25 protein-coding genes and 2 pseudogenes are annotated in these 26,154 nt (G+C 45.7%); 11 read left to right on the top strand and 16 right to left on the bottom strand.

What is annotated here, in order from left to right:
- Together polA and mltA are read left to right on the top strand one after the other, a co-directional pair.
- Positions 1–2,649 (top strand): DNA polymerase I, encoded by a 2,649-nt coding sequence (polA, locus tag AC5SLM_RS07460; protein ID WP_495250311.1) that lies wholly within the window; start codon positions 1–3, stop codon positions 2,647–2,649.
- Positions 2,631–3,707, top strand: a complete 1,077-nt coding sequence (gene mltA, locus AC5SLM_RS07455; RefSeq protein WP_495250310.1) for a murein transglycosylase A — start codon at positions 2,631–2,633, stop codon at positions 3,705–3,707. The genes polA and mltA overlap by 19 nt, the downstream gene beginning before the upstream one ends.
- Here mltA and AC5SLM_RS07450 read toward each other — a convergent pair.
- Entirely contained in the window at positions 3,688–4,977 is a 1,290-nt protein-coding gene (locus AC5SLM_RS07450) for a M99 family carboxypeptidase catalytic domain-containing protein (RefSeq protein WP_495250309.1), read from the bottom strand. The two genes, mltA and AC5SLM_RS07450, sit on opposite strands and share 20 nt — an antisense overlap.
- Positions 4,978–5,081: 104 nt before the next feature.
- Positions 5,082–6,203 carry a molecular chaperone DnaJ gene (gene dnaJ / locus AC5SLM_RS07445; RefSeq protein WP_495250308.1) on the bottom strand — a complete coding sequence of 374 codons (1,122 nt, stop codon included), beginning with the start codon at positions 6,201–6,203 and terminating at the stop codon, positions 5,082–5,084.
- Between the two features lie 156 nt (positions 6,204–6,359).
- On the opposite strand from dnaJ, the gene AC5SLM_RS07440 reads away from it, so the two are divergent.
- The 4 genes from AC5SLM_RS07440 to recR are packed head-to-tail and all read left to right on the top strand — an operon-like array spanning position 6,360 to position 9,387.
- The gene (locus AC5SLM_RS07440) at positions 6,360–6,839 is read left to right on the top strand and encodes a Spy/CpxP family protein refolding chaperone (protein ID WP_495250307.1); all 480 of its coding nucleotides are present in this window, start codon (positions 6,360–6,362) and stop codon (positions 6,837–6,839) included.
- A 35-nt stretch (positions 6,840–6,874) separates the two neighbouring features.
- On the top strand, positions 6,875–7,546 hold the full coding sequence (locus AC5SLM_RS07435) for a response regulator transcription factor (RefSeq protein ID WP_495250306.1): 672 nt from the start codon (positions 6,875–6,877) through the stop codon (positions 7,544–7,546).
- Positions 7,543–8,790 carry an ArsS family sensor histidine kinase gene (locus AC5SLM_RS07430; protein ID WP_495250305.1) on the top strand — a complete coding sequence of 416 codons (1,248 nt, stop codon included), beginning with the start codon at positions 7,543–7,545 and terminating at the stop codon, positions 8,788–8,790. The genes AC5SLM_RS07435 and AC5SLM_RS07430 overlap by 4 nt, the downstream gene beginning before the upstream one ends.
- A gap of 24 nt (positions 8,791–8,814) precedes the next feature.
- Positions 8,815–9,387 carry a recombination mediator RecR gene (recR, locus tag AC5SLM_RS07425; RefSeq protein WP_495250304.1) on the top strand — a complete coding sequence of 191 codons (573 nt, stop codon included), beginning with the start codon at positions 8,815–8,817 and terminating at the stop codon, positions 9,385–9,387.
- Here recR and AC5SLM_RS07420 read toward each other — a convergent pair.
- From AC5SLM_RS07420 to gatC, 12 genes and pseudogenes are all read right to left on the bottom strand, one after another.
- Positions 9,371–10,165 carry a shikimate dehydrogenase gene (locus AC5SLM_RS07420; RefSeq protein ID WP_495250303.1) on the bottom strand — a complete coding sequence of 265 codons (795 nt, stop codon included), beginning with the start codon at positions 10,163–10,165 and terminating at the stop codon, positions 9,371–9,373. The genes recR and AC5SLM_RS07420 overlap by 17 nt on opposite strands.
- Positions 10,162–11,574: an anthranilate synthase component I family protein gene (locus AC5SLM_RS07415; RefSeq protein ID WP_495250302.1), complete on the bottom strand. Its 1,413-nt coding sequence runs from the start codon at positions 11,572–11,574 to the stop codon at positions 10,162–10,164. The genes AC5SLM_RS07420 and AC5SLM_RS07415 overlap by 4 nt, the downstream gene beginning before the upstream one ends.
- The gene (locus AC5SLM_RS07410; protein ID WP_495250301.1) at positions 11,574–12,305 is read right to left on the bottom strand and encodes an SPOR domain-containing protein; all 732 of its coding nucleotides are present in this window, start codon (positions 12,303–12,305) and stop codon (positions 11,574–11,576) included. Before AC5SLM_RS07410 ends, AC5SLM_RS07415 begins: the two co-directional genes overlap by 1 nt.
- A 22-nt stretch (positions 12,306–12,327) precedes the next feature.
- Positions 12,328–12,870, bottom strand: coding sequence for a DUF1882 domain-containing protein (locus AC5SLM_RS07405; protein WP_495250300.1), 543 nt, complete (start codon positions 12,868–12,870; stop codon positions 12,328–12,330).
- Between the two features lie 7 nt (positions 12,871–12,877).
- Positions 12,878–14,125 carry a serine hydroxymethyltransferase gene (locus tag AC5SLM_RS07400; RefSeq protein WP_495250299.1) on the bottom strand — a complete coding sequence of 416 codons (1,248 nt, stop codon included), beginning with the start codon at positions 14,123–14,125 and terminating at the stop codon, positions 12,878–12,880.
- Positions 14,122–15,573 (bottom strand): annotated as a pseudogene (gene lysS / locus AC5SLM_RS07395) (lysine--tRNA ligase); the annotation flags it as partial. The pseudogene lysS and the gene AC5SLM_RS07400, both read right to left, overlap by 4 nt.
- Positions 15,555–15,642: pseudogene (locus tag AC5SLM_RS07390) on the bottom strand (hypothetical protein); the annotation flags it as partial. The pseudogenes lysS and AC5SLM_RS07390, both read right to left, overlap by 19 nt.
- 28 nt (positions 15,643–15,670) lie before the next feature.
- Positions 15,671–16,123 (bottom strand): Fur family transcriptional regulator, encoded by a 453-nt coding sequence (locus AC5SLM_RS07385; RefSeq protein ID WP_495250298.1) that lies wholly within the window; start codon positions 16,121–16,123, stop codon positions 15,671–15,673.
- A gap of 18 nt (positions 16,124–16,141) precedes the next feature.
- On the bottom strand, positions 16,142–16,681 hold the full coding sequence (locus tag AC5SLM_RS07380) for a CvpA family protein (RefSeq protein WP_495250297.1): 540 nt from the start codon (positions 16,679–16,681) through the stop codon (positions 16,142–16,144).
- A gap of 3 nt (positions 16,682–16,684) precedes the next feature.
- The gene (locus AC5SLM_RS07375; RefSeq protein WP_495250296.1) at positions 16,685–17,629 is read right to left on the bottom strand and encodes a GGDEF domain-containing protein; all 945 of its coding nucleotides are present in this window, start codon (positions 17,627–17,629) and stop codon (positions 16,685–16,687) included.
- A gap of 78 nt (positions 17,630–17,707) precedes the next feature.
- On the bottom strand, positions 17,708–18,769 hold the full coding sequence (locus tag AC5SLM_RS07370) for a type IV pilus twitching motility protein PilT (RefSeq protein WP_495250295.1): 1,062 nt from the start codon (positions 18,767–18,769) through the stop codon (positions 17,708–17,710).
- Between the two features lie 31 nt (positions 18,770–18,800).
- Positions 18,801–19,091: an Asp-tRNA(Asn)/Glu-tRNA(Gln) amidotransferase subunit GatC gene (gatC, locus tag AC5SLM_RS07365; protein ID WP_495250294.1), complete on the bottom strand. Its 291-nt coding sequence runs from the start codon at positions 19,089–19,091 to the stop codon at positions 18,801–18,803.
- A 257-nt stretch (positions 19,092–19,348) separates the two neighbouring features.
- Here gatC and AC5SLM_RS07360 point away from each other — a divergent pair, with 257 nt between their 5' ends.
- Genes AC5SLM_RS07360 through hisG form a run of 5 tightly spaced genes read left to right on the top strand, consistent with a single transcriptional unit; the run spans position 19,349 to position 22,499 of the window.
- Positions 19,349–19,909, top strand: a complete 561-nt coding sequence (locus AC5SLM_RS07360; protein WP_495250293.1) for a hypothetical protein — start codon at positions 19,349–19,351, stop codon at positions 19,907–19,909.
- A 3-nt stretch (positions 19,910–19,912) separates the two neighbouring features.
- A complete protein-coding gene (locus AC5SLM_RS07355) occupies positions 19,913–20,911 on the top strand; it encodes an outer membrane protein assembly factor BamB family protein (RefSeq protein WP_495250292.1) in 999 nt (332 codons plus the stop codon).
- A gap of 16 nt (positions 20,912–20,927) precedes the next feature.
- Positions 20,928–21,260, top strand: coding sequence for a hypothetical protein (locus AC5SLM_RS07350; RefSeq protein WP_495250291.1), 333 nt, complete (start codon positions 20,928–20,930; stop codon positions 21,258–21,260).
- On the top strand, positions 21,247–21,888 hold the full coding sequence (locus AC5SLM_RS07345) for a type III pantothenate kinase (protein WP_495250290.1): 642 nt from the start codon (positions 21,247–21,249) through the stop codon (positions 21,886–21,888). The genes AC5SLM_RS07350 and AC5SLM_RS07345 overlap by 14 nt, the downstream gene beginning before the upstream one ends.
- Entirely contained in the window at positions 21,882–22,499 is a 618-nt protein-coding gene (gene hisG / locus AC5SLM_RS07340; RefSeq protein WP_495250289.1) for an ATP phosphoribosyltransferase, read from the top strand. The genes AC5SLM_RS07345 and hisG overlap by 7 nt, the downstream gene beginning before the upstream one ends.
- A gap of 17 nt (positions 22,500–22,516) precedes the next feature.
- Here the strand turns inward: hisG and AC5SLM_RS07335 are convergent, their stop codons facing one another.
- Complete coding sequence (locus AC5SLM_RS07335) at positions 22,517–22,900, bottom strand: response regulator (RefSeq protein WP_495250288.1); 384 nt, start codon at positions 22,898–22,900, stop codon at positions 22,517–22,519.
- Positions 22,897–26,130 (bottom strand): ATP-binding protein, encoded by a 3,234-nt coding sequence (locus AC5SLM_RS07330; protein WP_495250287.1) that lies wholly within the window; start codon positions 26,128–26,130, stop codon positions 22,897–22,899. The genes AC5SLM_RS07335 and AC5SLM_RS07330 overlap by 4 nt, the downstream gene beginning before the upstream one ends.
- Between the last annotated feature and the right edge of the window lie 24 nt (positions 26,131–26,154).

The following is a 26,154-nucleotide window of genomic DNA, read 5'->3' as shown; positions in this document are numbered from 1 at the left end:
ATGAAAACTTTAACGATTATTGATACCTTTGGATTTTTTTTTCGCAACTACTTTGCCCTGCCAAACCTCACCAATTCCCAAGGGGTTCCCACGGGCTTGCTCACAGGTTTTGCAAATTTTATCTACACCCTAGACCTTGAACACGGCACTGATTACATCTTTTTTGCCTTAGATGCCAAGGGAAAAACCTTTCGCCACGCCCTAGACCCTGCTTACAAAGCCAACCGTCCCGCCCCACCGCAAGATTTGCAAACCCAACTTCCCATTGCCATTGAGTGGATTGAGAAAATGGGCTTTAACAAATGTTTCATGGACGGTTACGAGGCCGATGACATCATCGCTTCGGCGGTTGTATTTGCGAAAAAATACGATATGAAAGTGCGCGTGGTAACCCACGATAAAGACTTGTACCAATTGATTGACGATGACCGCGTAGTGATTTATGACCCCTTGAAAAAAAGCGAAATCAACGCGGAAGCTTGCGTGGAAAAATTTGGGGTTTTTCCTTGCCAGATTCAAGATTACCTCTCTTTGGTGGGGGACGCGGCAGATAATATTCCTGGCGTGCGAGGCATTGGACCCCGCGGCGCAAAAAAACTTTTAGAGGAGTTTAAAACCCTTGAGGGGATTTATGAAAACCTTGACAACGTCTCTAACGTGCGCAATAGGGCCTTGCTAGAAGAGGGCAGACATAAGGCCTTTTTGAGCAAGCAACTCACCGCCCTTGTGGACACGCTAGAGGTGGGAGGGCGTTTTGAGCAGTTTAAATTTCCCCAAGAAAACCCTTTGCTTAACATCAAAGAAGAGCTAGAAAAATACGAACTCAGGCGCATCCTTAGCCGTCTTGGCAGCGCGCCTAGTGCGCCTAAAAAAGAAGAGCAGGGCTTTGAGGCGGTACTGGTTAAAGACACGGCTATGCTCGAAGCGCTTATGGAGCAACTCACCCCCCAAAGCGTTGTGGCGTTTGACACAGAAACCGATGGGCTTGACACCCAATCGGCCAAAATCGTGGGGTTTTCCTTTGCCTTTGAGGCCCACCGAGGGTATTATGTTCCCCTTGCACACAGTTATTTGGGTGTGCCTGAGCAAATCTCCAAAGACGCGGCACGCAAAGCCCTTGAAAAACTCTTTACATGTAAGCTTGTGGTGCAAAATGGCAAGTTTGATTTTAAGGTCGTGCATCACAATTTTAACCTGCTCCCGCCCGTGCCTTATGCGGATACGATGATTTTGGCGTGGCTTCTTTCTCCGGGTTCTTTGGTAGGGCTTGATGCGTTGGCTAAACGCTTTTTTGGCCACGAAATGGTCTCCTTCGGTTCGGTGGTCAAGCGCGGCGAAACCTTTGCTAGCGTGGCCTTAGAAGAAGCGTGCGTGTACGCGGGGGAAGATGCGTGGATGACCTTGCGGCTCTACCACAAACTCATCCAAATGCTTGATCCCTCGATGATTGACCTAGCAAAATCGGTGGAGTTTCCTTTTGTGCTCACCTTGATGCGCATGGAGGAAGAGGGGATTCGCGTGGACCAGCGTTTTTTACGCTCCCTGCTTGAGGCGGCGGAAACAAGGTTGGGGGTTTTAACAAAAGAGATTCACCACCTTACGGGTAGCGAGTTTAATATTAACTCCACCAAGCAACTGGGCACAGTGTTGTTTGAGACGCTTAAATTGCCTGCGGTGAAAAAAACAAAAAGCGGGTACAGTACCGATGAGAGTGTGCTTGAAACCCTCAAAAATGACCATCCTTCCATCTCTTTGCTGCTAGAATACCGCGAATTGTACAAGCTCAAATCCACCTATTTTGAACCCCTGATAAAGCTTGCGGCTAAAGACAAAGCTTCGCGTGTGCATACCAATTTTTTGCAAACAGGGACATCTACAGGCAGACTAAGTTCCAAAGAGCCCAATTTACAAAATATTCCTGTGCGCACAGAGCTTGGGCGTGCGGTGCGGGAGGGCTTTGTAGCGGAGCCTGAGTGGGTGCTTGTGGGTATTGATTATTCGCAAATCGAACTGCGATTGTTGGCGCATTTTAGCCAAGACCCTGCCCTTGTGCGCGCCTTTAACGAAGGCAAAGACATCCACCAAGAAACAGCGGTGAAGCTTTTTGGCGAGGAAGAAGCTCTTGCAAAACGCAACATCGCTAAGAGCATCAACTTTGGCTTGCTCTATGGCATGGGTGCGCGAAAACTAGGGCAGACATTAGGGATTCCCTCTAAAGAGGCTGCGGGGTATATTGAGAGTTATTTTGACTCTTTTCCGACGGTTAAAGAGTACTTAAAGTCGGTGCAAGAAAAGACCAAAGCACAAGGCTTTGTGGAGACCTTGCTGGGCAGACGGCGCTATTTTGATTATGCTAATGCCACGCCCATGCTCCTTGCGGCGTATGAGCGCGAATCGGTCAATACGGTTTTTCAAGGGAGTGCGGCGGATTTGATTAAGCTAGCGATGCTAAAAATAAACGATGGATTGTTGGATGAAAAGGCAAAACTTTTATTGCAAATCCACGATGAATTGATTTTTGAAGTGCGCAAAGAAGACGCAGAAGCCTTTGCTCAAAAGGCAAAACAGTGCATGGAGGAGATTTTCCCCCTTAATATCCCTTTGAAAACTTCTGTTGCCATAGGAAAACATTGGGGGGAATTGAAGTAGTGTCTTGGCTTCAAACGGCGGGCGTTGTTGCGCTATTGGCTTCATTTTGGGGTTGTGCGCCCAAACAAGACACCCTAATGCTCTCTTCTTTGCCTGTAGTGGGTGAAGTGGTTGGGTGGGAGCGTCTTGCTCTCAAAGGCGTGCAAGAGGCGGTTTTTTTTGAAGCCTTTCACCGCAGCTGTGCACACAATACCCTTACTGCGCCTTATTGTGGCATCCAGGATTTGGAAACTTTTAAGAGGTTGTTTTCTCCTGTAAAACTCTCCTCTAGCGGTTTAATGAGCGGGTATTATGAGCCAACGCTTCGGGGAAGCAAAAACCAATCGGAGGTTTTTTATTATCCCCTCTATGCAAGGCCACAAGACATGCTTTCCATCCACCTTTCTTCCCTTTACAGTGAACTCTCTTCCATGCGGCTGCGCGGTAGGTTGGAGGGCACGCGGGTGGTGCCTTATGCTTCCCATGCGCAGATTGACCAAAAAGGGGTAGAGGCAGAAGTGTTGTGTTATGTGGACAGTAAGGTAGACGCATTTTTCTTACAAATCCAAGGTTCTGGCAAGGTGGTGCTTGAAGAAGGGGAAGTGATGTACCTTGGGTACGCTGACCAAAACGGTCACCCTTACCGTGCCATAGGGGGTTTAATGCGCCAAAAAGGCTACATTGACACCGTTTCCATGCAGTCGATTCGGGACTTTTTGGAAGCAAACCCTGATAAGGCAGATGCCATCATGCATGCCAATCCAAGCTACGTTTTTTTCATGCAAAAAGAGACGGGAGCAACGGGTGCGCTGGGAGTAGAGTTGACACCTTATGGCAGTGTGGCGGTGGATAGGCGCTACATTCCCCTTGGGCTTCCTTTGGTGATTGAAAGCGCGTTAGATGACCTCCAACCCCTTGTGGTGGCGCAGGATGTGGGCGGGGCTATTCGTGGCGAAGCGCGGGTGGATTATTTCTTTGGTGCAGGAGAAGAAGCCCCAGAACGAGCAGGAGGGCTTAAAGAAGAGATTGTGCTTTACCTCGTGCTCCCCAATAGCGCCCTTAGTCAAACACAACCGTGAGGGTGCCGCAAAAATCTCCGTTATCGTAAAATTCGGCACGGAAAGATGTTTCAGACTGGTCGATGGAAAAACGGGGGATAAAATCACTTTTTTGTACCGTGATGCCATCTTGTGAGTCGCGGTCTTTGGTGACAAACCCGATGAGGTTTACGCGAAAGGCATCATCTTTTAAAACATTAAAGGTCTTTTGAACACGCACTGTTTCCCCAAAAGAGACGGTTTGGACGTGCCCATCTACTTCTATTTTTGCACTTTTAGCCTTACATGTAAGGGGGAAATGCTGCGGATAAAGTTTGGCAACGGGAATATTGCCTATCATCACTTGATGGTAGCTGCCTCGGTCGATGGTTGTGCCAAGAGGATGGGAAAAGGTAAAGACATTGCCCTCTTTGCGCATGGGAATAAAATGCAAGGCATTGCGCGCATCGCTGAGCGAAAGGCTAAAGCGGTCGTTGATGTTCATGGTGCCATAGTTGGCAAGCAAGCGGTCTACTTCTTCTAAGGTCAGTTCAAAATCTCGCTCAAATACAATGCCCATGTGGTTTAGTAAGGCTTCCATGGAAAGAAGTTGGTAGAGGACTTTGGTGTTGAGTTCTGTAATGTTTTTGCTTGTCTCAATGGCAAGGGCAGGCTTGAGATGGGTGATGGCGTAATAGGTTAAGGACATGCGCATCTGCTCATCTTTGTCCTTGGTGTAGGTGTTTTTAACATCAAATTGGTGGTGGTGTGCCGCAAGATTGCCTTGGTTGAGTGCCTCAACCATGAGGGAGGTTACTTCATCTAAGTTTCCAAATTTGACATCGTCAATGGTTTTTTGATCGATAATATAGGCTTGCCCCCAGGCGCGCGGGTTAAAAATGGCGCTCTCCCATGTGCTGCGGTAAAAACCACGCCCATCGTGCAAGTTGATGATAAAATCCACACTGGGGTCGGTGATGAGGGATTTGATATGGGTCACAAGTTCAAAATCGGGATCGCTTTGGTCAATGTGGTCAAACTTGCGGTTCATGTCGCCGTAGATACCACGGCGATTTTGAACGATGCTGTCAAAGTTCAAGTTAGGCACAACAAGCAAAGAGCCTTTGGTGATGGTGTAGTGTTGTACCACAAGAGCTGGGGCAAAATACCCTCCTGGCTCGTCTCCGTGAATTCCTCCAATAATGAAGAGTTTGTTGCCTGTTTCCTTCCCGTCCATCTCATGAATAGTAAAATGTCTAATGGCTCCAAAGAGCAACGCGTGGGTCAGGAAAAGGGTCAAAACAATACGCATAAAAACCTCGTTACATGTAAAAAAGGGGTATTATATAAAATGAAGCTTTAAATCTTGATTGTAATGTTTGGGCGCGTAGAAGGTGCGCCCAAGGAGAGAGTGTGCTAGCTAAACCAGCTTTTAATTTTGTCAAACACACCTTCAAAACTTTTTTCATGAGGGGTGCTTTCGTAGCCAAAAGAGGCTTGGAGTTCTTGCAAAAGCCCTATCTGTTTTTCGTTGAGTTTTTTAGGATAGCGTAGGCTAACTTGTGCCACCAAGTTGCCTTTGCGCCTTGTGTGGACATTTTGTACCCCTTCGCCTTCAAACAAGAACTGCTGTTTGTCTTTGGTGCCAGTGGGCAATTTTAACTCTTTTTCGCCCTTTAGGGTGGGGATGGTGAGGGTTTCGCCTAGCACGGCTTGGGTGAAAAAGACGGGAACTTCGATGTAAATGTCATCGTTGTGCCGCACAAAATGGTCGTCCTCTTTGACGTGAATGTGTACGTACAAATCCCCCTTTTGTCCTTGGTCGTCCACATTACCTTTTCTCGCAGCACGAATACGATTCCCCGTATCAATACCCTCAGGAATATCAACAGTGACGGTCGCCTCTTCTTCGGTAAAGCCCTTTCCGTGGCAGGTGCCGCAAGGGTTTTTCACAGATTCACCCGTACCATTACACGCCCCGCAGGTTTGAGAGTAGGTCATGAAGCCTTGGCGGAAAAAGACTTGCCCTTTGCCCCCACACTCTTTACATGTAGAGAGTTTTTTATCTTTTGAGCCTGTGCCTTCGCAGGTTTTGCACGGGGTTTTGGTGCGGTAAGAGACCTCTTTGGTGCAGCCAAAAACTGCTTCGTTAAAGGCAAGGGTGAGGGAGGTTTCAAGGTCGAGGGGGTATTTGCGGGGCTTTTGACGACGCCCTTGGCCGCCAAAACTGCTGCCAAAGACCGATTCAAAAATTGACCCCAAGTCGTCCATAATGTCTTCGTAATTTTGCTCCGAGTAGCTATGAAAGCCTTGACGCTCTAGTCCTGCTTTGCCATAGCGGTCATAAGCGGAGCGTTTTTGTGCGTCACTGAGGACCTGGTAGGCTTCGTTAATGCGTTTGAATTGTTCTTCGGCTTCTTTATCACCCTGATTTTGGTCGGGGTGAAACTTCATAGCAAGTTTGCGGTAGGCTTTTTTAATAGTAGCCCCATCAGCATCGCGACTGATTTCTAATATTTCATAATAATCTAAATCCAAGGTAAAGTCCTGTTTATGTAGTCTTTTTGAAGAGTGCTATTTTACCTAAAAATGTTTTGCAATACAACCTTGTTGCACTGCGTTAACAAAAGATTAAAGCCCTGTTTAGGCCCTTGCTTTATACTTCACCTATCAAAACATTCCAAGGAGGAAATGATGAAACTAGGAAAAACAGTAGCAATGGTGGTTCTTGCAGGATCACTCGCAGCAACAGGCGCATGGGCAAAAGGTGGCATGATGCAACGCGATTGCGGCATGGTGGGTGGTCAAAACCAAGAGATGCGCGGTAACGGCCCAGGGAACATGGAGCGAGGGAATAGAGGAATGATGATGCTTCAAGGCATTGACCTTACGCCCGAACAAACCCATGAAGTAAGACTTTTGCAAGCGCAAATGAAGGTTGAAATGCTCTCATCCATGAAACCAGGCGAGAGAACGCAGGGGATGAAAAAGGCTTTTGAGGGGACAAAATTTAACGCCAAAGCTTTTGTTGAAGCAGATATGAAAAATGCACAAACTCGAGCAGAACTTAAGGCAAAACACATTGAAAAACTATATAATATCCTCACGCCAGACCAGCGTGAAAAGCTTGTTCAAAACATGCAAAACATGCCAGACAGGGGCCCAAGAAGCTAGGCGAAGGGGCTAAGGCCCCTTTTAAAAGGAAAGCAATGATTAATGTGTTGATGATAGAAGATGACCCAGAGTTTGCACAGATTTTGGCCGAGTATTTGGCCGAGTATAATATTAAAATTACCAATTATGAAGACCCCTATTTGGGCTTAAGCGCGGGGGTCAAAAAATACGACCTTCTCATTTTAGACCTTACCCTTCCAGGGATGGACGGACTTGATGTATGCCGCGAGATTCGCGAAAAATACGACATCCCCATTATCATCTCCTCCGCCAGAAGCGATGTGAGCGACAAAGTCATCGGCCTGCAAATTGGGGCGGATGATTACTTGCCAAAGCCTTATGATCCCAAGGAAATGTATGCACGGATTGTGAGTTTGATTCGACGTTACAAAAAAAGCAGTGAACCCCAAGCCCACATCACCCAAACCCTCTTTCGCATCGACGACATGCGCCACCAAATCTACTACGACGAAACCCCTTTGAGCCTTACGCCCGCTGAGTATGAGATTTTGTATTACCTCATCAAACAGCACGGCTTTTCGGTCTCTAGAGAGCAGTTAGTATATAACTGCAAATCCCTTAAAGATAAGGGTTCTAAGAGTTTGGATGTGATTATTGGCAGGTTGCGTGTCAAAATCGGAGAGAGTTCCAAAACACCCAAACACATCCATTCGGTGCGGGGCATTGGGTATAAGCTCTTAGGATGAACCGCCACTCGTTAAGTAGCCGTATCAGTGCTATTTTTGGCATCTCTTTTGCGCTAGTGTGTTTGCTGTTTTTATTGCTTGATAACATGCAAACACAGCGCTCCTTAGAAGCGATGCAACAACGCCAATTTCAAGCCATTAACTATTTGTTCCAACTTCACCAAAACAATACCCCGCCCAAAGACATTGAAGCGTACTTTCGCCATTTTGGCCTTAAACAAGTGGAAAATCGCAACCTTATGGCTTCGGTGCTAGAAAAAGGGGAAATTGTTTTTCACCGCACCACTTCCCTAGGATCGCTCTCGTCCATCGTGTACAATAAACGCTATTATTTGCTCTTGGATAACCCTGCGGTGCGTGTGGTATTTGAAAACCAAAACATTAAGTATGCGGATGATTTCTTGTGGGTGGCCTTTGCCCTTGCCCTTGCCGTGTTGGTCTCAATTTACGTCTCCGTTATGCGCAGTATTTATCCACTAAAACCCTTAAGTAGAAGTATTCGGCGCTTTGCTAGTGGTGATATGGAGATTGCGTGCAAGAGTGACAAAAAAGATGAGATTGCAGAGGTGGCCAATGAATTCGACCGCGCGGCTAAAAAAATCCGTGACTTGATTCGCTCGCGCCAACTGTTTTTGCGCACCATTATGCACGAATTAAAAACACCCATTGGAAAGGGGCGCATTGTCTCAGAAATGGTCAAAGAAGAAGTGCAAAAAAAACGCTTGGTGAACATCTTTGAGCGCTTGGATTTGCTTATCAATGAGTTTTCAAAAATTGAGCAATTGGTTTCCAAAAGCTACACCCTAAAACTTCAAGAATGCCCCCTTTCTTTGATTGTAGAGCAAGCGTGTGACGCGCTCATGCTTGATGAAGCGCAGATGCAAGAACGCTTACATGTAAGCCTTTCCCATGATTTTTTAGTCAAGGCCGATTTTGATTTATTGGCACTGGCTATCAAAAACCTTATTGACAATGCCCTTAAATACAGTAGCGACAAAAAAGCAACCGTTTGCACAACCGAAAAAGGCTTGCGTATTAGCAACCGTGGCGCCGCACTTAAATACCCTATCGGCCATTATTGTGAAGCCTTTGTCACCACTTCAGAACAGACAAAAAATGGCATGGGACTTGGGCTGTATATTGTCAAAAATATCGTTTCATTGCATGGGATGGAGCTGGTGTATGGGTATGAAAACGGTGCGCACCATTTTGATCTTTTGTTGGGTGAAAATGGTGGTATTTAATCCTCTCTTTGTTACACTTTTGCCATGAAACACAGACTCGAAGCTTTTGATAATCTCGTGGAAGTGCTAGGCACTCTTCCCACTGTTGGTAAAAAATCTGCCTTGCGATTTGCGTACCATTTGGTGCTTAAAGACACGTTTGGTGCCATGAAGTTGGCCAATGCCATTGAAACGGCTGTGCGCTCCCTTCGCCGTTGCCAAGCCTGTGGTGGGGTGAGTGAGCATGAACTGTGTGATATTTGTTTGGACGAGCATCGCAATTTGCAGCTTTTGTGCATCGTAGAAAGTGCAAAAGATATTTTTGTATTGGAAGAAAATGGGGCGTATGAAGGGGGGTATTTTGTGTTGGATGCCCTGGAGGAAGAGACTTTATTACGCCTTGAGCACGTTATTCAAGCACGCGACGTGCAAGAAATTATCTTTGCCTTAACTCCGGGGCTTTCAAGCGACGGGATTATTTTATACATCGAAGAGCGCCTAAAAGGACTCAATCTTTCGTTTACAAAAATTGCGCAAGGGGTTCCCACGGGCGTTTCTTTGGAAAACGTGGACATGCTCTCCCTCTCAAAAGCCCTAGAGTCTAGGATGAAAGCTTAAGGGCCTCGTGCATTGCTGCTGCGATTTCTTCTTCTTTAAGAGAGTTGCCATGAAAGAGGTTGAAGGCCAAAACCCCTTGCCATAAAAGCATCTCTTTTCCATCCTTACATGTAAGGCCCTGTGTTGAGGCTAAGGCTAAAAAAGGTGTAGCTTTGTAGATGACATCAAAAGCATAGGTGGCGTGGGAAAAAAGCGTCTCCAAAAGGGCTTTTGGTGCAGGAAGGGCGTTGTCGCTAAGGCCTGCGGATGTGGTGTTGAGGATAAGGTCAAAAGGGGCAGGGGAAAAGGTGTCATGGGTAAAACACGTAAAGCCATCTTCTTGGAAGGGTGCAAGCTTGGGCGCACTCCGATTGAGAATCGTAGGGGAAATGCCCCTTTCTCTTAGGGCATAAGCCAAGGCTTTAGCGGTTCCTCCTGCTCCTAAAATTAAGGCAGAGTGCAATGTGCCAAAGGAGGCAATGGCACGTAAAAATCCCGGCGCGTCGGTATTGTAGCCAACAAGGAGGCCCTTGGCGTTGATGAGGGTGTTGACCGCTTTAATGGAAGTGGCAATGCCAACAACCTTGTCGCAAGCACGAAAAGCAGCTTCTTTGTGAGGAACAGTCACATTGGCCCCATCAAGTTTGAGGGCAAAAAAAACCTCTCTTAAACGCTCCCCTTCTTCCAAAAGTGAACGCACGTAAGCGCCTTGGATGCCAAGACGCTCAAAGGCTAGATTGTGCATGCGTGGGGAGAGGGAGTGGGCAACGGGATTGCCAAAAAGCGTGTAAAGGGTCATACCTCTTTTAAATCCTCTAAAGCACTCATCATGGCGGCGAGTTTGTTGTGGACTTCAAGGTATTCAAGCTCAGGCTGGCTGTCTGCAACGATACCCGCACCTGCTTGAAAGATAATTTTTTCATGGTCCATGTAAGAGGTGCGAATCATGATAGCACTGTCCATGTTTCCATCAAAGCCAAAATACCCCACCGCTCCGCTGTAAAAACTCCGCTTTAGCCCTTCAAAATCAGCAATCAATTCCATCGCGCGGATTTTAGGGGTTCCTGTCATGGTGCCTGCGGTAAAGGTGGCGCAAAAAAGGTCAAACATGTCGCACGATGCATCCAGTGTGGCCTCCACGTCGCTTACGAGGTGCATGACATGGGAGTAACGTTCAACCCGCATCATTTCAGAAACCTTAACGGTGCCTACCTTAGCAACCCGCCCCACGTCATTGCGCCCAAGGTCGATGAGCATTAAGTGCTCGGCCAACTCTTTTTCATCGCTCAAAAGCTCTTCTTCTAGGTGTTTATCCCTTTCAAGGGTTGCACCCCGTTTACGTGTTCCTGCAATGGGTCGCAATAAAATATTGCCATTTTTAAGCCCGACCATCACCTCAGGGGAGCTTCCTGCAATAGCGAAGCGGTCGTAGTCGAGTAAGAACATATAAGGAGAGGGATTTTTACTGCGCAAAATACGGTAAAAACTCAGGTAATCGATGGTGGCATACTGGGTGAAACGGTTGGACATGAGAATTTGAAACACATCCCCGCTGCGAATCATCTCTTTGGATTTGGCGACCATCGCAAAAAAAGTGGCTTTATCAAAGGCGAAGGAGCTTTTTTGCGGGTCAACGGAAGTGGTTTGGATGGGCAGATAGTGGTGGGGTTGTTTGAGGTGTGCAACAATCTCATCGAGTTTTTCACCAATCTCTTTAACAAAGGTTACAAGGGTTAGGCGATTTGTTTTGTGGGAAAATTCACACACAAGTTTAGGCCGCATAAGGTCGATTTCGGGAATATCTAAGGCGTCAGTAAGCCCTTCCATGTGCGGGGCAAGGCGAGGCTCAAAGAGTTTGGCTGCATCGTACCCAATGTATCCAATAAATCCATCCACAAAGCCAATTCCTAATGAGGCGCTGTGGGCTTTATACTCATCAGCATTGATGGTGGCATAGCGCTTTTTGAGGTACAAAAGAGGATTGGTCTCAATGCGCCTGCTGATACCCTCTTCGTCGGTGTGGGTGCTAATACCATGGCGATGAACAATGCGTTCTTTGGCGCCAAAAAAGAGAAAACTGGCATTTCCTGAGGCGTTGTTAATGGCACTTTCAAACAAAAACCCAAGCTCCCCCTCTAGGAAGGATTGGAGCTTGTGGTAAATGGTGATGGGGGTAAGTTGGTCAAAAAGTAGCTGACGGAAATACACTAGGGTACTCTAAAAATAAACGCATTGGGGCTCAGGTCTTGCTTGATGGAAGCTAATGCTGTTCTGGCCGCTTCATTGGTGGCGTAAGGCCCTACTAAAACTTTCGTTAGTGTTTGTTCGCCAACCGTGGTGCGATAGAGTCGGTACGTGTAGGACTTATCTGCGATGGATTTCAAATAAGCCGCATCAGGATTGGTGCGCGTAACCGAGGCAACTTGGATATAAATGCCCGAAGTAGCAAGGTGTTCACCTTGCTGGCTTGCGGTGGATTTGGGTGTTGCCGCAGGTGGTGTAGGCGTCGCAACAGGGGCTACTTGTGGAGTAGGTGCTGTTTGCTGGGGTGGTAAAGGAAGAGTGATTTCTTTGGGCTCTGGTTCAACACTGGGTGCTTCTTGGGGTGCTTGAACAGTGCGGTTCATCTCTTTTTCTTTAAGCTTTTTTACCATGTCTTCAAAGCTTTCTTTAGGCTCTTCGTTAATAATAGGAACTTGTTGGAAAAGCCTCTCTTCAGCCGGGCTTGGTGCGGCAGAAGCACTTTGGGGCTCTGGGGGTAAAATCAAACGCGTTTCTTGTTCGGGGGTAGGCTTATTGAGTGCTCGCATGATAATGAGCACGACCAAGAAAAGCAACACCAAGACCGCAGCGATAACCAAGATGCGTTTTAGTTTCATGCCTTTGGCGCCACTGTCTTTGTCTAGGACGATATCGCTAAGTTCGTTTTTGTCTTCCATCTTTATTTCTCCTTAAAAATCACTACATATGCTTCGACCACGAAGCACCACGTTCTTTTTGATACAAAGCATAAGGAAGTGCTAAGATATTAAACTCTTTGGGCAAATCCGGATTTGGAAACATACGCCACTCTCTTGGGAGCCGCTGTCCGAGTTTCATGGAAAGCATTTTGGCTATTTGCTCGCCTTCTTGCAAGGTGGTGTGCCCTTTGTGCACATAAAGATGCAAGTGCCCAGGGGTTTTGCTTTCGTACGCGGTAAAGTTGATAAACCCTTCTTCCCTAAGCAATAATTGTGCCCGATGCCAAAAGCGTTCGGTATTGTGTCCATTATAGTCAAAAACAATATTTTCCACTTTATCGAACCGATTAATCAACGAGTGGGCTACGGTGATTTCACGATCTTCGTGTTGTTTGATGATGGCACGCGTCAAAGGCTCGTCAATGCGTTCAAATTTGTCAAAAAAGGTACGCTCTTTAAAAGAGATTTTTTGGACAATGGTATCACGCTTGATCCAATAATGGTCGGTGATGATTTTAATTAAAGAAGTATCAATGGGTAACATACTTTGCCTAATAGGTTGATTGGGAATAGAGAATAAAGTTGCTGGCCAACGATTTTACCTGCTCTTTAATCTTGCCGTGCAAGGCTTCATCTTCAATATGATCAAGTACATCGGCGATGAGGCCTGCGATGGTACTAAACTCCGCTTCTTTCATCCCGCGTGCGGTAAGTGCAGGGGAGCCTAAGCGAAGGCCTGAGGTCACAAAGGGACTTCTGGTTTCTCCTGGAACGGTGTTTTTGTTGGCGGTAATGCCTGCGCGCCCAAGGGCGAGGTCAGCATCTTTGCCGCTAAAGGGTTTGTTTAAAAAATTCATCAATATCAAATGGTTGTCGGTACCACCACTAACAATATCATACCCGCGTGCGAGCAATTCTTGGCCCAAGACCGCGGCATTGGCCTTTACTTGTTTGGCGTAAGTTTTCCACTCAGGTTTAAGGTTTTCACCAAACCCTACAGCCTTGCCTGCAATCACATGCATCAAGGGGCCGCCTTGGATGCCTGGGAAAATCGCTGAATTCACTTTTTTGGCAATCTCTTCATTGTTGGTTAAGATTAATCCGCCCCTAGGACCTCGCAAGGTTTTGTGGGTTGTTGTTGAGACGACATCACAGTAGGGGAAAGGGCTGGGGTGTTCACCTGCAACAACAAGGCCAGCGATGTGGGCAATGTCTGCAAATAAAATCGCACCCACTTCATCAGCAATCTCTTTAAAGGCTTTAAAGTCGATTTCACGAGGGTAGGCAGAAGCGCCACAGATGATCATTTTGGGTTTGACGATGTTGGCAATATCGCGCACACGGTCGTAGTTGATGCGTCCGTCTAGTTCAACGCCATAAAAAAAGCTTTCGTAAATTTTGCCAGAACTGTTTACTTTAGCGCCATGGGTTAAGTGGCCCCCGTGGCTTAAGTCCATCCCGAGGATTTTATCGTAAGGCTTTAAAAGCGCGTTAAAAACCCCTTGATTGGCCTGTGAGCCAGAATTTGGCTGAACGTTTGCATAGGTGCAATTAAACAGCTTGCATGCGCGGTCAATGGCAAGTTGCTCTATCTCGTCTACGTACTCGCAACCGCCGTAGTAGCGTTTTCCAGGATAGCCTTCTGCGTATTTGTTGGTCAAAATACTACCCATGGCTTGCATGACCGCAGGGTAGGTAAAGTTTTCGCTAGCAATCATTTCAAGGTGGTCGCATTGGCGTACTAATTCTTTTTCAATAAGGTTGAAAATAATGGGATCAAGGGATTGTAGTGGCGTCATTGAACGGTTCCTTCTTCGGGTGATTGAATTTCTTTGCGCAAAGGCTTCATGGCAGGGAATAAGATGACATCTCGGATGGAGTGTCGGTTGGCTAAAAGCATGACAAGGCGGTCAATGCCAAGACCTTGTCCTGCGGTGGGCGGCAAACCATACCCTAGGGCTTTGACGTAGTCTTCGTCCATTTCGTGGGCTTCATCATCCCCTGCGTCTTTGGCTTCCAGTTGGGCGCTAAAACGCTCGTATTGGTCAATAGGGTCGTTAAGTTCGTTAAAGCCATTGGCAATTTCACGACCTGCGATAAACAACTCAAAGCGTTCTGCAATAGTGGGGTCTTCATCGCTTTTACGTGAAAGTGGGCTGATGGCTAAGGGGAAGTGCGTCACAAATGTAGGGTCGATGAGCTTGGCTTCCACGTAAGCGTCAAACAATTCTGCGTGCAAATGCCCTAGGGAGAGTTTTGGATTGGCTTCAAAACCATCTTTAGTGAGTTTACTAAGAATCGCTTCTTTGTTCTCAAGGATGCTTGGATCAACCCCGCCAATCTTCACTAAAGCTTCTTGGTAAGGAATGCGTGTAAAGGGTTTAGAAAAATCAATGCTCTCTTCACCAAAAGGAAGGTGCTTGGGAAGACCTAGTGTTTCAAGTAAGGTGTCAAAAAGTGCCTCGGTAAGGTTCATTAAATCTTCATACGTGTGGTATGCCCAATAAAATTCAAGCATGGTAAATTCTGGATTATGGGTGAGGTCCATACCTTCATTGCGGAAGTTACGGTTGATTTCAAAAACTGCTTCAAAGCCGCCAACGACCAAGCGCTTGAGGTAAAGTTCGGGTGCGATGCGAAGGTAACGTTCAATCCCAAGGGCATTGTGGTGTGTCACAAAGGGTTTGGCGTTTGCTCCTCCTGCGATAGGGTGCATCATGGGTGTTTCGACCTCAAGAAAACCATGGGATTCAAAAAAGTGTCGAATGACACTGACGACCTTTGAGCGCAGTTTAAAGTCATCTTTTACTTGCGTATTCATGATCATATCAAGGTAGCGTTGGCGGTAGCGTAGCTCTTTGTCTTGAAGGCCGTGAAATTTTTCAGGAAGCGGAACGATAGCCTTGGTGGCAAGGACAAGTTGCGTTACATGTAAAGACAATTCGCCTGTTTTGGTGACAAAAGGAAAGCCAGAAGCGACGATAATATCGCCCACTTCAATGAGTTTTTTGACGTGCCCAAACCAGGTTTCACCCAATTCATTTTTGCTAAAGTAAATTTGCAAAACGCCCGATTCGTCTTCAATTTTTGCAAAAGCAGCCTTGCCCATATGGCGTAAAAATTTAATCCTTCCCGCGATACTTTTTGTAACGCTAGGGTCTGATTGAGGGTCGTTTTGAAGCACATACGCATAATCTGTTTTAAACATTTCCGTAGAAGTGTCGCGCGTTAGTGCATGAGGGTAAGGGTTTTTCCCTAACTCTCGAAAGGCGTTTGCTTTTTCAATACGTTGTTGTTCCAGTTGGTTTTCAAACATTAAAATTCTCTTTCCTTAGTATATTGGATTATTTTTTGCACACTTTACAAATGCCATAGAGTTGCATGAGGTGGTTGGTGAGTTTAAACCCATGCTCTTTAGCGATAGCCTCTTGGCGTTTTTCGATTACCGAATCCTCAAATTCTGTAATGGCACCACAACTGCGGCAAATCATGTGGTCATGATGGGGCTTAGTGGCGAGCTCAAAACGCTTTCCTTGGGAGCCAAAGGTAATGGACGTGACCATTTCGGCTTCTTCAAGGAGATTAAGTGTGCGGTACACGGTGGCAATCCCGACATTAAGGGCACCGTATTTCTCTTTGATGAGCAAATACAAATGTTCGGGGGTAAAGTGTTCGTGGTGGTTGTAGAGTGTCTTAAGGACGACTTCGCGCTGTTTTGTAAACTTTAGATTGTTGGTCTTTAGCACTTCTTTGAAGCGCTCTAGTAACGTATCGTATTCCATATTTTCGATGGTCATCCCTCGTCCTTTGTACGGTTATTGTTCGCTAAGAGCTGGTGCCTCAGATGAAGGCTCTTTAAGGAAATCATCTGGTTTAAGCTCAACAATTTTTTGGCCTACTTCCATAAAGATAGGATACATAAAGCTTTGCGTCATGTGTGCATCAATTTTTTTCTGAACAAATTCAATATTGGAAATGGCGGCAATGAAAATGGAAAATACTAAAAATATTTTGGCACTCCCGACAAAAAACCCAGCGATTTTATCAATCCCCGAAAGACCACTTAAAGAGAGAAGCTTTCCGACAATTTGTCCTAACACTAAACAAAAAATCCAAAAACAGAGCAAAAGCGCAATAAAGCCCACTAAAAAAAGCGAGGCTTTGTTTTCAAAGGCATAGACCGCAGAATCGATAAACCTGCCCGCTTCTTGGGCGTAGCGTGAGGCGATAAAAATACCGCCTACAACACCCAAAAGACCAAAAGTTTCTTTGATAAAGCCGTTGATAATTCCTTTAAATCCTAAGAGCAAAATAAGGGAAAGGGTAATGATGTCAAACCAAGCAATGTGTTCCATACGTTATTCTTCCCTAAAGCAGTTTTTGCCATCAATTTTGGCGCGGTTTAAGCTTTTTTCTGCGCGCTCAATCAAACTTTCTGTCGTGTCTCCCTGACGGTGCGCTGCCATTCCGCCACTGAGGGTGAGGCGAATGTTGTTGCCTTTGTAAAACAGTTTGCTCTCGCTAGTGTCGTGCAATACCCGCTGGGCTGTTTTTTGTGCATCCTCACGACCGATACGGTTAAGGATAACCACAAAAGATTCGCCGCCAAAACGGTAAATGCGCGTTCCTCTACGCAAGGCAGTTTGCAAAAGCTTGGCGAGGTAAATGAGCGTTTTATCGCCTGCAATGTGTCCAAAGTTTTCATTGATGGTTTTAAAATCATCCGCGTCAAATAACACGAGGTACAAGTCCAAGTCTTTTTCTTTGCCAAAGCCAAGCATCTCTTCAAGGTCAAGCATTAGCGCTTTTTTGTTGTACGCCTTGGTGAGTGAGTCAATGTTTGATTCTCGCTCTAAGATTTCAATTTCCCGTTTTAGGCTCCCAATAATCTCTTCTGCGTTGTGCAGTTCTTCCAAAACTTGGTCTTGAAAAGCGTTAAACAAGGAGAAGAGTCCAGAGGCTTGTGTGGGATGGTTTTGGCTTTTAAAGAGGGCAAGGTCAACCGCTTTTTCTTCGGAAATTTGCCGAATGGTGCTGTTGGACTCTTGGAATTTCAACAAACTCTCTTTGGCAAGGGCGACACCGTTTTCAGCAATCACCTCGTGGGATGCGCTTGAGCTAAAAAGATAGCCGTATTTCTTGGAAAGCTCAATCATTTCTTGGTCTTTGGTCGCGTACAAGCCATCCATAAATGTTTCATAATAGTACTTTGGATAAGGAGGCACGTTGAGCGATTTAAGCTTAGCAAACGTTTCATCTCCGAGTTCGCAGATGGATTCGATAACAGAGCTGTTTTTAATCATAAAAATACCTTCAATAATTTGGAACCGATTATAGGCTAAAAAAGCTGTAACGTGGGTAAATCGGCATTTTTGTTTTCACTAAATACTAATCAAGTTCAAGAGTTCTTGGGGCTGGGTGGAAAAGCGCAAGGCATCTTCTTTGGTAATAAGGTTTGCTTTGATGGCTTTTAGCATGGATTGGGTTTGGGTTATCATGCCTGTTTTTTGTTGGTTGAGCTGGAGTTGAGAATAGATTTGATGCAACTTGTTTTCACGGATAAGGTTGGAGATGGCGGCATTGTTAATTAGCACTTCGTGAACAGCAACACGTCCCCCGCCAATTTTGGGTAACAAACTTTGGGAAATGATGGCGGTGAGAGAGACGGAGAGCATGTTGCGAATTTGGACTTGCTCAGCCCCTTCAAAGCTGTCCACAATACGGTTAAGGGTTTGAATGGCAGAAGTGGTGTGCAAGGTGCCAAGCACTAAGTGCCCTGTTTCGGCTGCGGTAACGGCAGTTCCGATGGTTTCTTGGTCACGCATTTCGCCCACGAGGATAATGTCAGGGTCTTCGCGCAGGGAGTATTTTAGTCCACGCGCAAAGCTTTTCGTGTCATCGCCCACGTTGCGATGGGAAAATAAGGAACGTTTGTTTTCATGGACAAATTCCACGGGGTCTTCGATAGTGATGATGTGCTTGTTTTCGGTGATGTTGATTTCATTTAAAAGTGCGGCTAGGGTGGTGGATTTTCCGCTTCCTGTGGGGCCAGTGACAAGCACCATTCCTTTTTCCCGCTTGATAAGTTGTTTGAAAATTTCTGGGGCTTTGAGGTCATCAAGTGAGGGGATTTCAAGGGGAATAATCCGAAACGCCGCGGCGACTTCGCCGTTCATGGTGTAGTAATAGTTCGCGCGAAAGCGTCCAATGCCTGGAAACATGACCGCAAAGTCAAGTTCACGGTTTTCTTCCAGTTCCTTTTTTTGCTTGTCTGTTAAAAGAGAATAGCACATCTCTTCAATTTCCTTGCCATCAAGCTTGTTCATATCCAAGCCTGCAAGCTTGCCATCAATACGAATTTGCGGCTCGCTACGGCTCACAAGGTGGAGGTCTGAAGCTTTGTAAGCAACAATGTTTTTGAGCAATGCTTTAATACTAATCATAAACAATTCCTTTGGGCGTTACATGTAAGGATTATTCGATAATCTTTGGAACAACGAAAAACCCTTGGTCGCTTTTTGGGGCGTGGCGTAGGATGGTTTGGACAATTTCTGGGTCACACGCAGGGATGTCTTCGCGAAAGGGAGTACCTCCCTCAACGGTGGTAAAAGTAGCCTCTTGGGTGTCAAGGTCAAGTTCATTGAGGTTTTCCACAAAGGTTACAATCTCGCTAAGTTGGCTAATGATGCCTTCACGTTTGGAGGGTTCGATTTCTAAAGAGGAGAGTTTTTCAAGCTTGGAAAGGAGGTCGTTGTCAATGCGCATACTAGCAATCCTTACAATGGTTATCGGGGTAAAACTCTATGAAAATTGAGCTACGAGATTGTAGCAAAATGCGCTTTAAAAAAGAATTGTCTCACCTTTAGTGTGCTACAATACCCTCCCAAAAATAGACGTCTTACGAAAGGAAACTTTTGCAAGGCCCTAAAGCACCACGGGTGCGCGGCTTTTTCGCGGCAAAGACCTAGCGTTAAAGAGTTTCACAAGAACTCTACTAAAAAAAGAACTCTAAAAGGATATGCGTGGCACTAAAAGAAAATCTCAATGCAATCAAGCAAGGGCTAAGTACCGAAGAGCAATTTCTTGAGGGGATGATTAAAAGTGAGCGTTTTTTTAAAAAATACAAGTGGACGCTCGTTTCTGGTGTGGCGATTGTCGCCCTCTTGGGTGTTGGATATGCCATAACGGATACGCTCAAAACAAAGCATCTGCGCACGGCTAATGAAGCCTACCGCGCCGTACTTGCTAACCCAGATGACGCTGTTGCTCTCAAAACGCTTAAAGAGTCAAGTTCCGTACTTTATGGCACCCATGCGGCGCAAGTTGCCCTTAATGCAAATGAGCAAGAAGCACTTGAGGCTATCCTTGTTTTGGATGTGGATGTGTTGTTGCGTGATTTGGCATCGTATCAGCTTGGCGGAACCTCAGAAGGGTTGTTGTCAAACCTTGGCGCCTTGCAACGGGGATACCTTCTTTTAAAAGAAGGAAAAACAGAAGCAGCTAAAGTCGAGTTTGCCGCTATTTCATTGAGTTCTCCACTTCAAAACGTTGTTAAAAATCTTGAACATTTTCAGGGAGAGTAGCCTATGTTTCGCACAATTGTAAGTACGGTGTTGGTTGCGTTGGTTTTTTTAGGATGCGAGACAAAGCGTCAAAATTTTGAACCTGAAAAAATTGCAGGGTCAGTGCGTTATGATGGAACATTGCCCGCAGCAATTAAAGACGTTTCACGCTATGGCGCGACCTTGGAAAACGGACAAGTGATCACAAAAGCAGGGATTGGTAAGGTGGTGTTGCCTGAAGGATACGGTCTTTTGGGAGAATTTGACAACAAATTGATTGCCGCAAGTGCTTGCGGGAAGCTCTTGGTGTTGGACCAAGCGGGCACTACCGTATTTGAGTATGCGTTTTCTCACACGGTGGCTTCTGCTTCCATAAATGGGCATGAATTGGCAGTGGTAGACGCGTCTAACCGCTTGACCTTGATGGACATGGAGACAAAAACTATCCGCTATAGCCACAAGCAAGATGACGTGTACGCGCTAGATTCTCGCATTGCTGCGCCTTATTTTTTATCTTCCCTTGTGTTGTTTCCAACGCTAGATGGAAAAGTGGTGATTGTGGATCGCCAGACCGCAACCTTGATTCGAGATGTTGTCGTAAGCAGTGAGCAATTTTTCAATAACATTATTTTTCTAGACGTTGTAGCAGAGAGAATGGTGGTGGCAACCTCTAAACGCGTTATTTCCATTAACCCTAACACAACCGTTTTTTTAGACGCCGACATTAAAGATGTGATTGTGCTTGAAAACAGGGTGTTTGTCTTTACAAAAGACGGACGCGTGATGCTTGCGGATGTGGATTTGAATGTGCTTAAAGAACGCAAATTTCCCTTCGCTGTTTTTTCTGGCGTCATTCATGGGGAGTTTGTGTACGTGGTTGAAAAAGGCGGCTATTTGATTGCCACAGATTTGGACCTTGTGACAACCAATGTTTATAAGTTGCCAGATGAAATCGACACGCTTATTTTTGCGACGAAAGAAACGCTGTTTGTAGACAACCGTTCTTTTACGCTCGCGCGCTAGTGCTGTTTGGGTGGTTATGAATCACATTGTTAACACCTTGCTCTCAAAGGGCGTGGTGTGCCGCTCTTTGACGCGCGTTTCCTTGAAAGAGCTTGGCTCTCGCAAACGCGTTGAGTGTTTCTTGGGTGTGGGGTTAGATTCGCGGTACCTGTGTGTGTGGAAACGCGAAGGGAAAGCTAGAGTCTTAAGTGCAGAAGCAGCGCTTTTTGAGGAGTTGGTGATGCGCCTTGAAACCCTGAAAAACCACCGCGTCTTTGTGAAGATTTTGCTAACCAATGCTCCTGTGTGCTCAAAAACCGAAGCACTGATGCGAAAAAACGGATGGAGGATTTGGCGTGTACTTGTGTGATATTGGCAATTCAAACGTGCATTTTTTTAAAGAAGGAAGAATGTGGGCGGTGTCTGTTCCAGAATTTCAGCACTTTTCTACCCAAGAGCCTCTTTTTTTTATTAATGTGAACGAGTCTGTGAAGCCATGGTTAGTGGGAAAGAAAAACTACATAGACCTGGCCCCTTATTTTGAGTTTGATACCATTTACCAAGGCATGGGAATCGACAGGGTGGCTGCGTGTTACACCGTGGAAGAGGGGATTGTGATTGATGCAGGAAGTGCCATTACGGTGGATATCATGTCAGGAGGGTTGCACCTTGGGGGGTATATTTTAGCAGGGCTAAGTGCCGCACAAGAAGCTTATGCTTCCATCTCGCCACGGTTAAACGTGCGCATCAATCCTAGCATTACCCTTGATGCCTTGCCTCAAAAAACGGTTGATGCGGTGAGCTATGGTGTCATTAAGCCGATTTTATTGATGCTAGGCGATACATGTAAAGAAAAAAATATCTATTTTACGGGCGGCGATGGTAAATTTCTCTCCCGTTTTTTCAAGCATTCTATCTTTGATAAAACCTTGATTTTTCGAGGGATGCAAAAAGCAATCGCACACAGTGGATTGGTAAAAGAAGGAGAAATATGTTAACAGTAGCCTTGCCAAAAGGACGTATTGCCGAAGAAACCCTAGAGATGTTCGAGGCGATTTTTAACACCCGCTTTGTTTTTGAAGACAGGAAGCTGATTTTAGAAGCCCACCCGTTTCGTTTTTTGCTTGTGCGCAACCAAGATGTTCCTGTTTACGTACAGCACCAAGCGGCGGATTTGGGTGTGGTGGGATTGGACGTATTGGAAGAAAAAGAGTTAGGGTTGGTGCAATTGCTTGACTTAAATATTGGCAAATGCCGCGTGTGTGTGGGAATGCGCCAAGGGGAGCAGTTGGATTATACCATGCCAGAAATTACCATTGCGACAAAGATGGAAAATATCGCCAAGAAGCATTTTTCCAACAAAGCCGTGGCGGCAAAGATTATCAAACTTTACGGCTCTATTGAGTTAGCGCCCTTGGTAGGCATGTGTGATGCTATCGTGGATATTGTGGAAACAGGGGCAACCATGAAGCAAAATGGACTTGAAGTGGTGGAGACTATTATGCATTCTTCTGCTTATCTTGTGGCCAATCAAAACAGTTTTATTGAAAAGAAAAGCGAAATCTTAGCGCTTTATTATCGCATGACTAAGGTTGTTGCACAGGCCTAATGGCACCTTGGGCATCCTTAGTCAAGAACGTATGCAATTTTTTCTATCTTCTGCGAAAGTTCAACCTCTCGAATAGGTTTTACTAAAAAATCAAACGCCCCCTTGTCGACAGCTTCCCTTTTTTTTGTTTCATCTGTCGTGATGACAACCACAGGGATGGAGACAAGGTGGGGGCGCGATTGAATATTGTCCAAAAATTCAAGCCCATCCATGATGGGCATTTTGATATCGAGTAAAATAGCATCGATAGTGGAAGTATTATCTAGGATGGTAAGCGCATCAAGACCATTTTTTGCCTCAATGATTTCTTTGACATGGACGTTTTTTTTAAGCAGTGAGCTGATGAGCTTCAGATTAATAACGTCATCATCGATGGAAAGAATGGTGAGATCGCTTCTCATTGTTGGGTCCCTTTGGGAATAAATTCGTAAACAACAGCCTCTAGCTCTGCTTTGCTCACAATAGTGTTAGCGATTTTACTATAAAGTTTCTTTTCTTCTTCTGGCAGGGTGTGTGAAGGGTTGGCAAAAAGAACAATGTGCGCTTTGCCTTGAGAGGCTTTGATGAGTTCAACCAAGGAGGAAGAGGGCGTTCCTTGGGTTTCATAATCAATCATAATCAGCTTAAAGCGATACGCTGCAAGCGACTCTTTGAAACTATGTAAAGAATCAACCCCGACAATAGAAGGAGAAATTTTCTTTAAAATGCTGGTAAAGATTTTTGTTTCGATGGGGTTTTTCTTGAACACAAGAATTTCTTTTTCGGGCACACTTGGAGCGAGAACCTCTTTTTTCTCCAAACTGGGCGTGAGGAAATTCATATCTAAGTCTTCAAGAGAGTCCAAGAAAGGTACATCTTCTGGTGCCATTGGCGCGGGAGTGCGTGTGGCAACGGGCGCTTTTGGCGCGGGAGGCGTAGGGGGCTGGGGTTTGGGGGCTTCCTCGATTCCTTTGTGGGAGAGAAACTGGTTGAGGATGGATTGGATATCTTCGCGTTTAATAGGTTTAGTGACGTATTCATCCAATCCTTCGCCCATAAAGCGCTCTCTATCTCCCTTGAGGGCGTTGGCGGTGATAGCGACGATGGGAATGTGGCTTTCTCCTGTTTCTTGTTCGTATTGGATGATTTTTTTTGTTGCTTCGACACCGTCCATGATAGGCATTGCAATATCCATGAAAATCATGTCATAAGCGTTGTTTGTGCGTTCTTGTAAGGCCAAAAGTCCGTTGTTGACGCAAGTGACGCTGAGTCCCAAATCTTCCAGTGTGCGGCGAATCAGTTTTTGATTAATTTCATTATCTTCTGCCACAAGCACATGGGCAGCAAATTTATTGGAAGGATGCATGACGCGCTGCACAAGGCCAGAGGGTTGCTTTTTGGGTGCAATTTTTTGACAAATGGCGAGCCATTTTAAGATTTTAGTAGGGTTGATGGGCCTGTACGAAACCGTGATGTACGAATCTTTAGACTTATCAAGAACCTCTTTTTGCGAATGCTTTCCAATGGCTAGAATAGGCAGATGGATTTTTTTATACTCCTCAATTTCTCCCGCGCCAAGGAGGTTTTGGTCAACCACGATGAGCGTCACCCCTGCGGTATGAATGAGGTTTTTAAGTTCCAAGAGGGTGGCGTAAGGTTTAAGGGTAATGCCATAGTAGGACAAGTAGTCATACATGTAAGGGAGTTGTGGTGATTGCACCCCTTCTTTGGTGAGTATGGCGCAGGTGTAGGCGCTAAATTCGTCTTTGTGGTTGGGTCTTGCGTCGTGGGTGATTTCATCAAATTCAAGGGTGAAGAAAAACTTACTCCCCTTGCCCTCTTCGCTTTCAATCTCAAGGGTTCCCCCAAGGGTTTCGATGAATTTAGATGAAATGGTAAGTCCAAGGCCTGTCCCGCCGTATTTGCGGGTGATGGTGGAGTCGGCTTGGGAGAAAGCATTGAAGATGGATGCTTGTTTCTCTTGGTCAACCCCAATGCCCGAATCTTCAACAGAAAAATGCAAGAGCGTTTTGGGCCCTTCGTGGGGAAGGCGTTTGATTTGAATGTCGATTGTGCCCCCTGCTGGGGTAAATTTGATAGCATTGCTAAGAAGGTTAATCAAGACTTCTTTGATTTTTGTCACATCGCCTTTGAGCTTACATGTAAGGCTTGGGTCAATGAAAAATAAGAAATTAATATTTTTTTCTGAGGCTTTGGCCCCATACACTTCAGCGGCTCCTTCAAATTCCTCAATGGGGAAGAAAGGCGTTTCGTCGATTTCCACATGACTGCTTTCGATTTTGGAAAGGTCTAAAATATTGTTAATGATGGTCAAAAGGTTTTCAGAACTTTTCTCGATGACGTCGATAAATTCTTTTTCTTCCGCGTCCAAGTTGGAGTTTTTAAGCAGTTCGGTAAAACCAATGATGCCATTAAGAGGGGTGCGAATCTCGTGGGACATGTTGGCAAGAAAGATACTTTTCGCCGCACTTGCTTCTTCAGCCTTGCGTTTTTCGATGGCAATGCTTTCGATGGATTTATCAATGGCCTTGTACGCTTCATGGGTTCCCTCGGGCGTGTTGAGGTCGATGTGGGTTTCGCCGCCGGTGAGCTCTTTGATTTTCTCAAAAACACTTCCTAGTTCTGCAATATTTTTACGAAAGCCCCGTCTGAGGAAGTGCCCCATGATTAAAAGAAGAAGAGAGAGGGCCCAGATGGCACCACTGATGTTTAGCTTGGTAAGCGCTTCATTACTGTAAGCGTCAATCTCCTCTTGCAAGGCATCCCTAAGCATGGAAGCCGTTTTGTCCATGATGTTAATTTGGCTGGTGGTCATCCCAAACCAAAGGTTAGGCTCGATAGAGTAGTCCCCCTCTTTGGCCTCTAGCATAATGGTAGCTTTTGCTCTGTGGACTTGCCCAAATACATTTTTATTTTGCGTTGAAAAATGTGCTTTTTCGATGGCTTCTTTGGTGGGACCATCGGGCAGAAGGCTTGTCGTAAACGCCGATGTTTTACCCATAATCTCGGTCCATGTTTGCATGTCTCTTGGTTCAAAAGGTGCGTGTTGTGTTAATACCTTAGAGACAAATCCACGCTCTTGTCCTGCGTATTCCATCTCTTGGTATAGCCCGACTAAGGCCGTGGAAAGCTTGCTAACATTTCCCGTTTCTGTGTTTTTTGCAAAGTGATTCATTTGAGAGAGGATGAGCGTATTGATGTGGCTATAGTAGTCAAAAAAGAAGGTGTTAAAATCACTCTTAAGAGAAAGAATATCATCGCGCACTTTGGGGATGAGTTGAATCATGCTAAGGATTTCATGGATTTCAGATGAGGCGGGTTTGCCTTGAATGTAAGAGAGAAATTCTTTAATGGTAGCATCGGAGTGAACATGTTGTGTGGTAAGGAGGTTTTCGGCACTTTCGCCCCCACTTCCTGTAAATACGGCGCTCAAGCCCCTCTCTCTTGCAAGATCAATGGAGAGCTTGCTGAGGATTTTTGTTTCTTCAATATTGGCGACAAGGGCTTTGGATTGAAGGTATTGCGTGGTGTAGGTTTGGTAAAGAAAAAGGGAGGAAAAAACCAAAAGAAACAGCAGGGGCAGGGCACTAATGAGTGTCATTGTGGTGGTCATATTTAATCTAAATTTCATGTACAGTCCTTGTGGCCGTGGTGT

The organism is Sulfurospirillum sp. HTRB-L1, from assembly GCF_059415125.1.
Note: the sequence above shows the minus strand (reverse complement) of the source record. Positions and strands in the feature narration are given on the sequence as shown.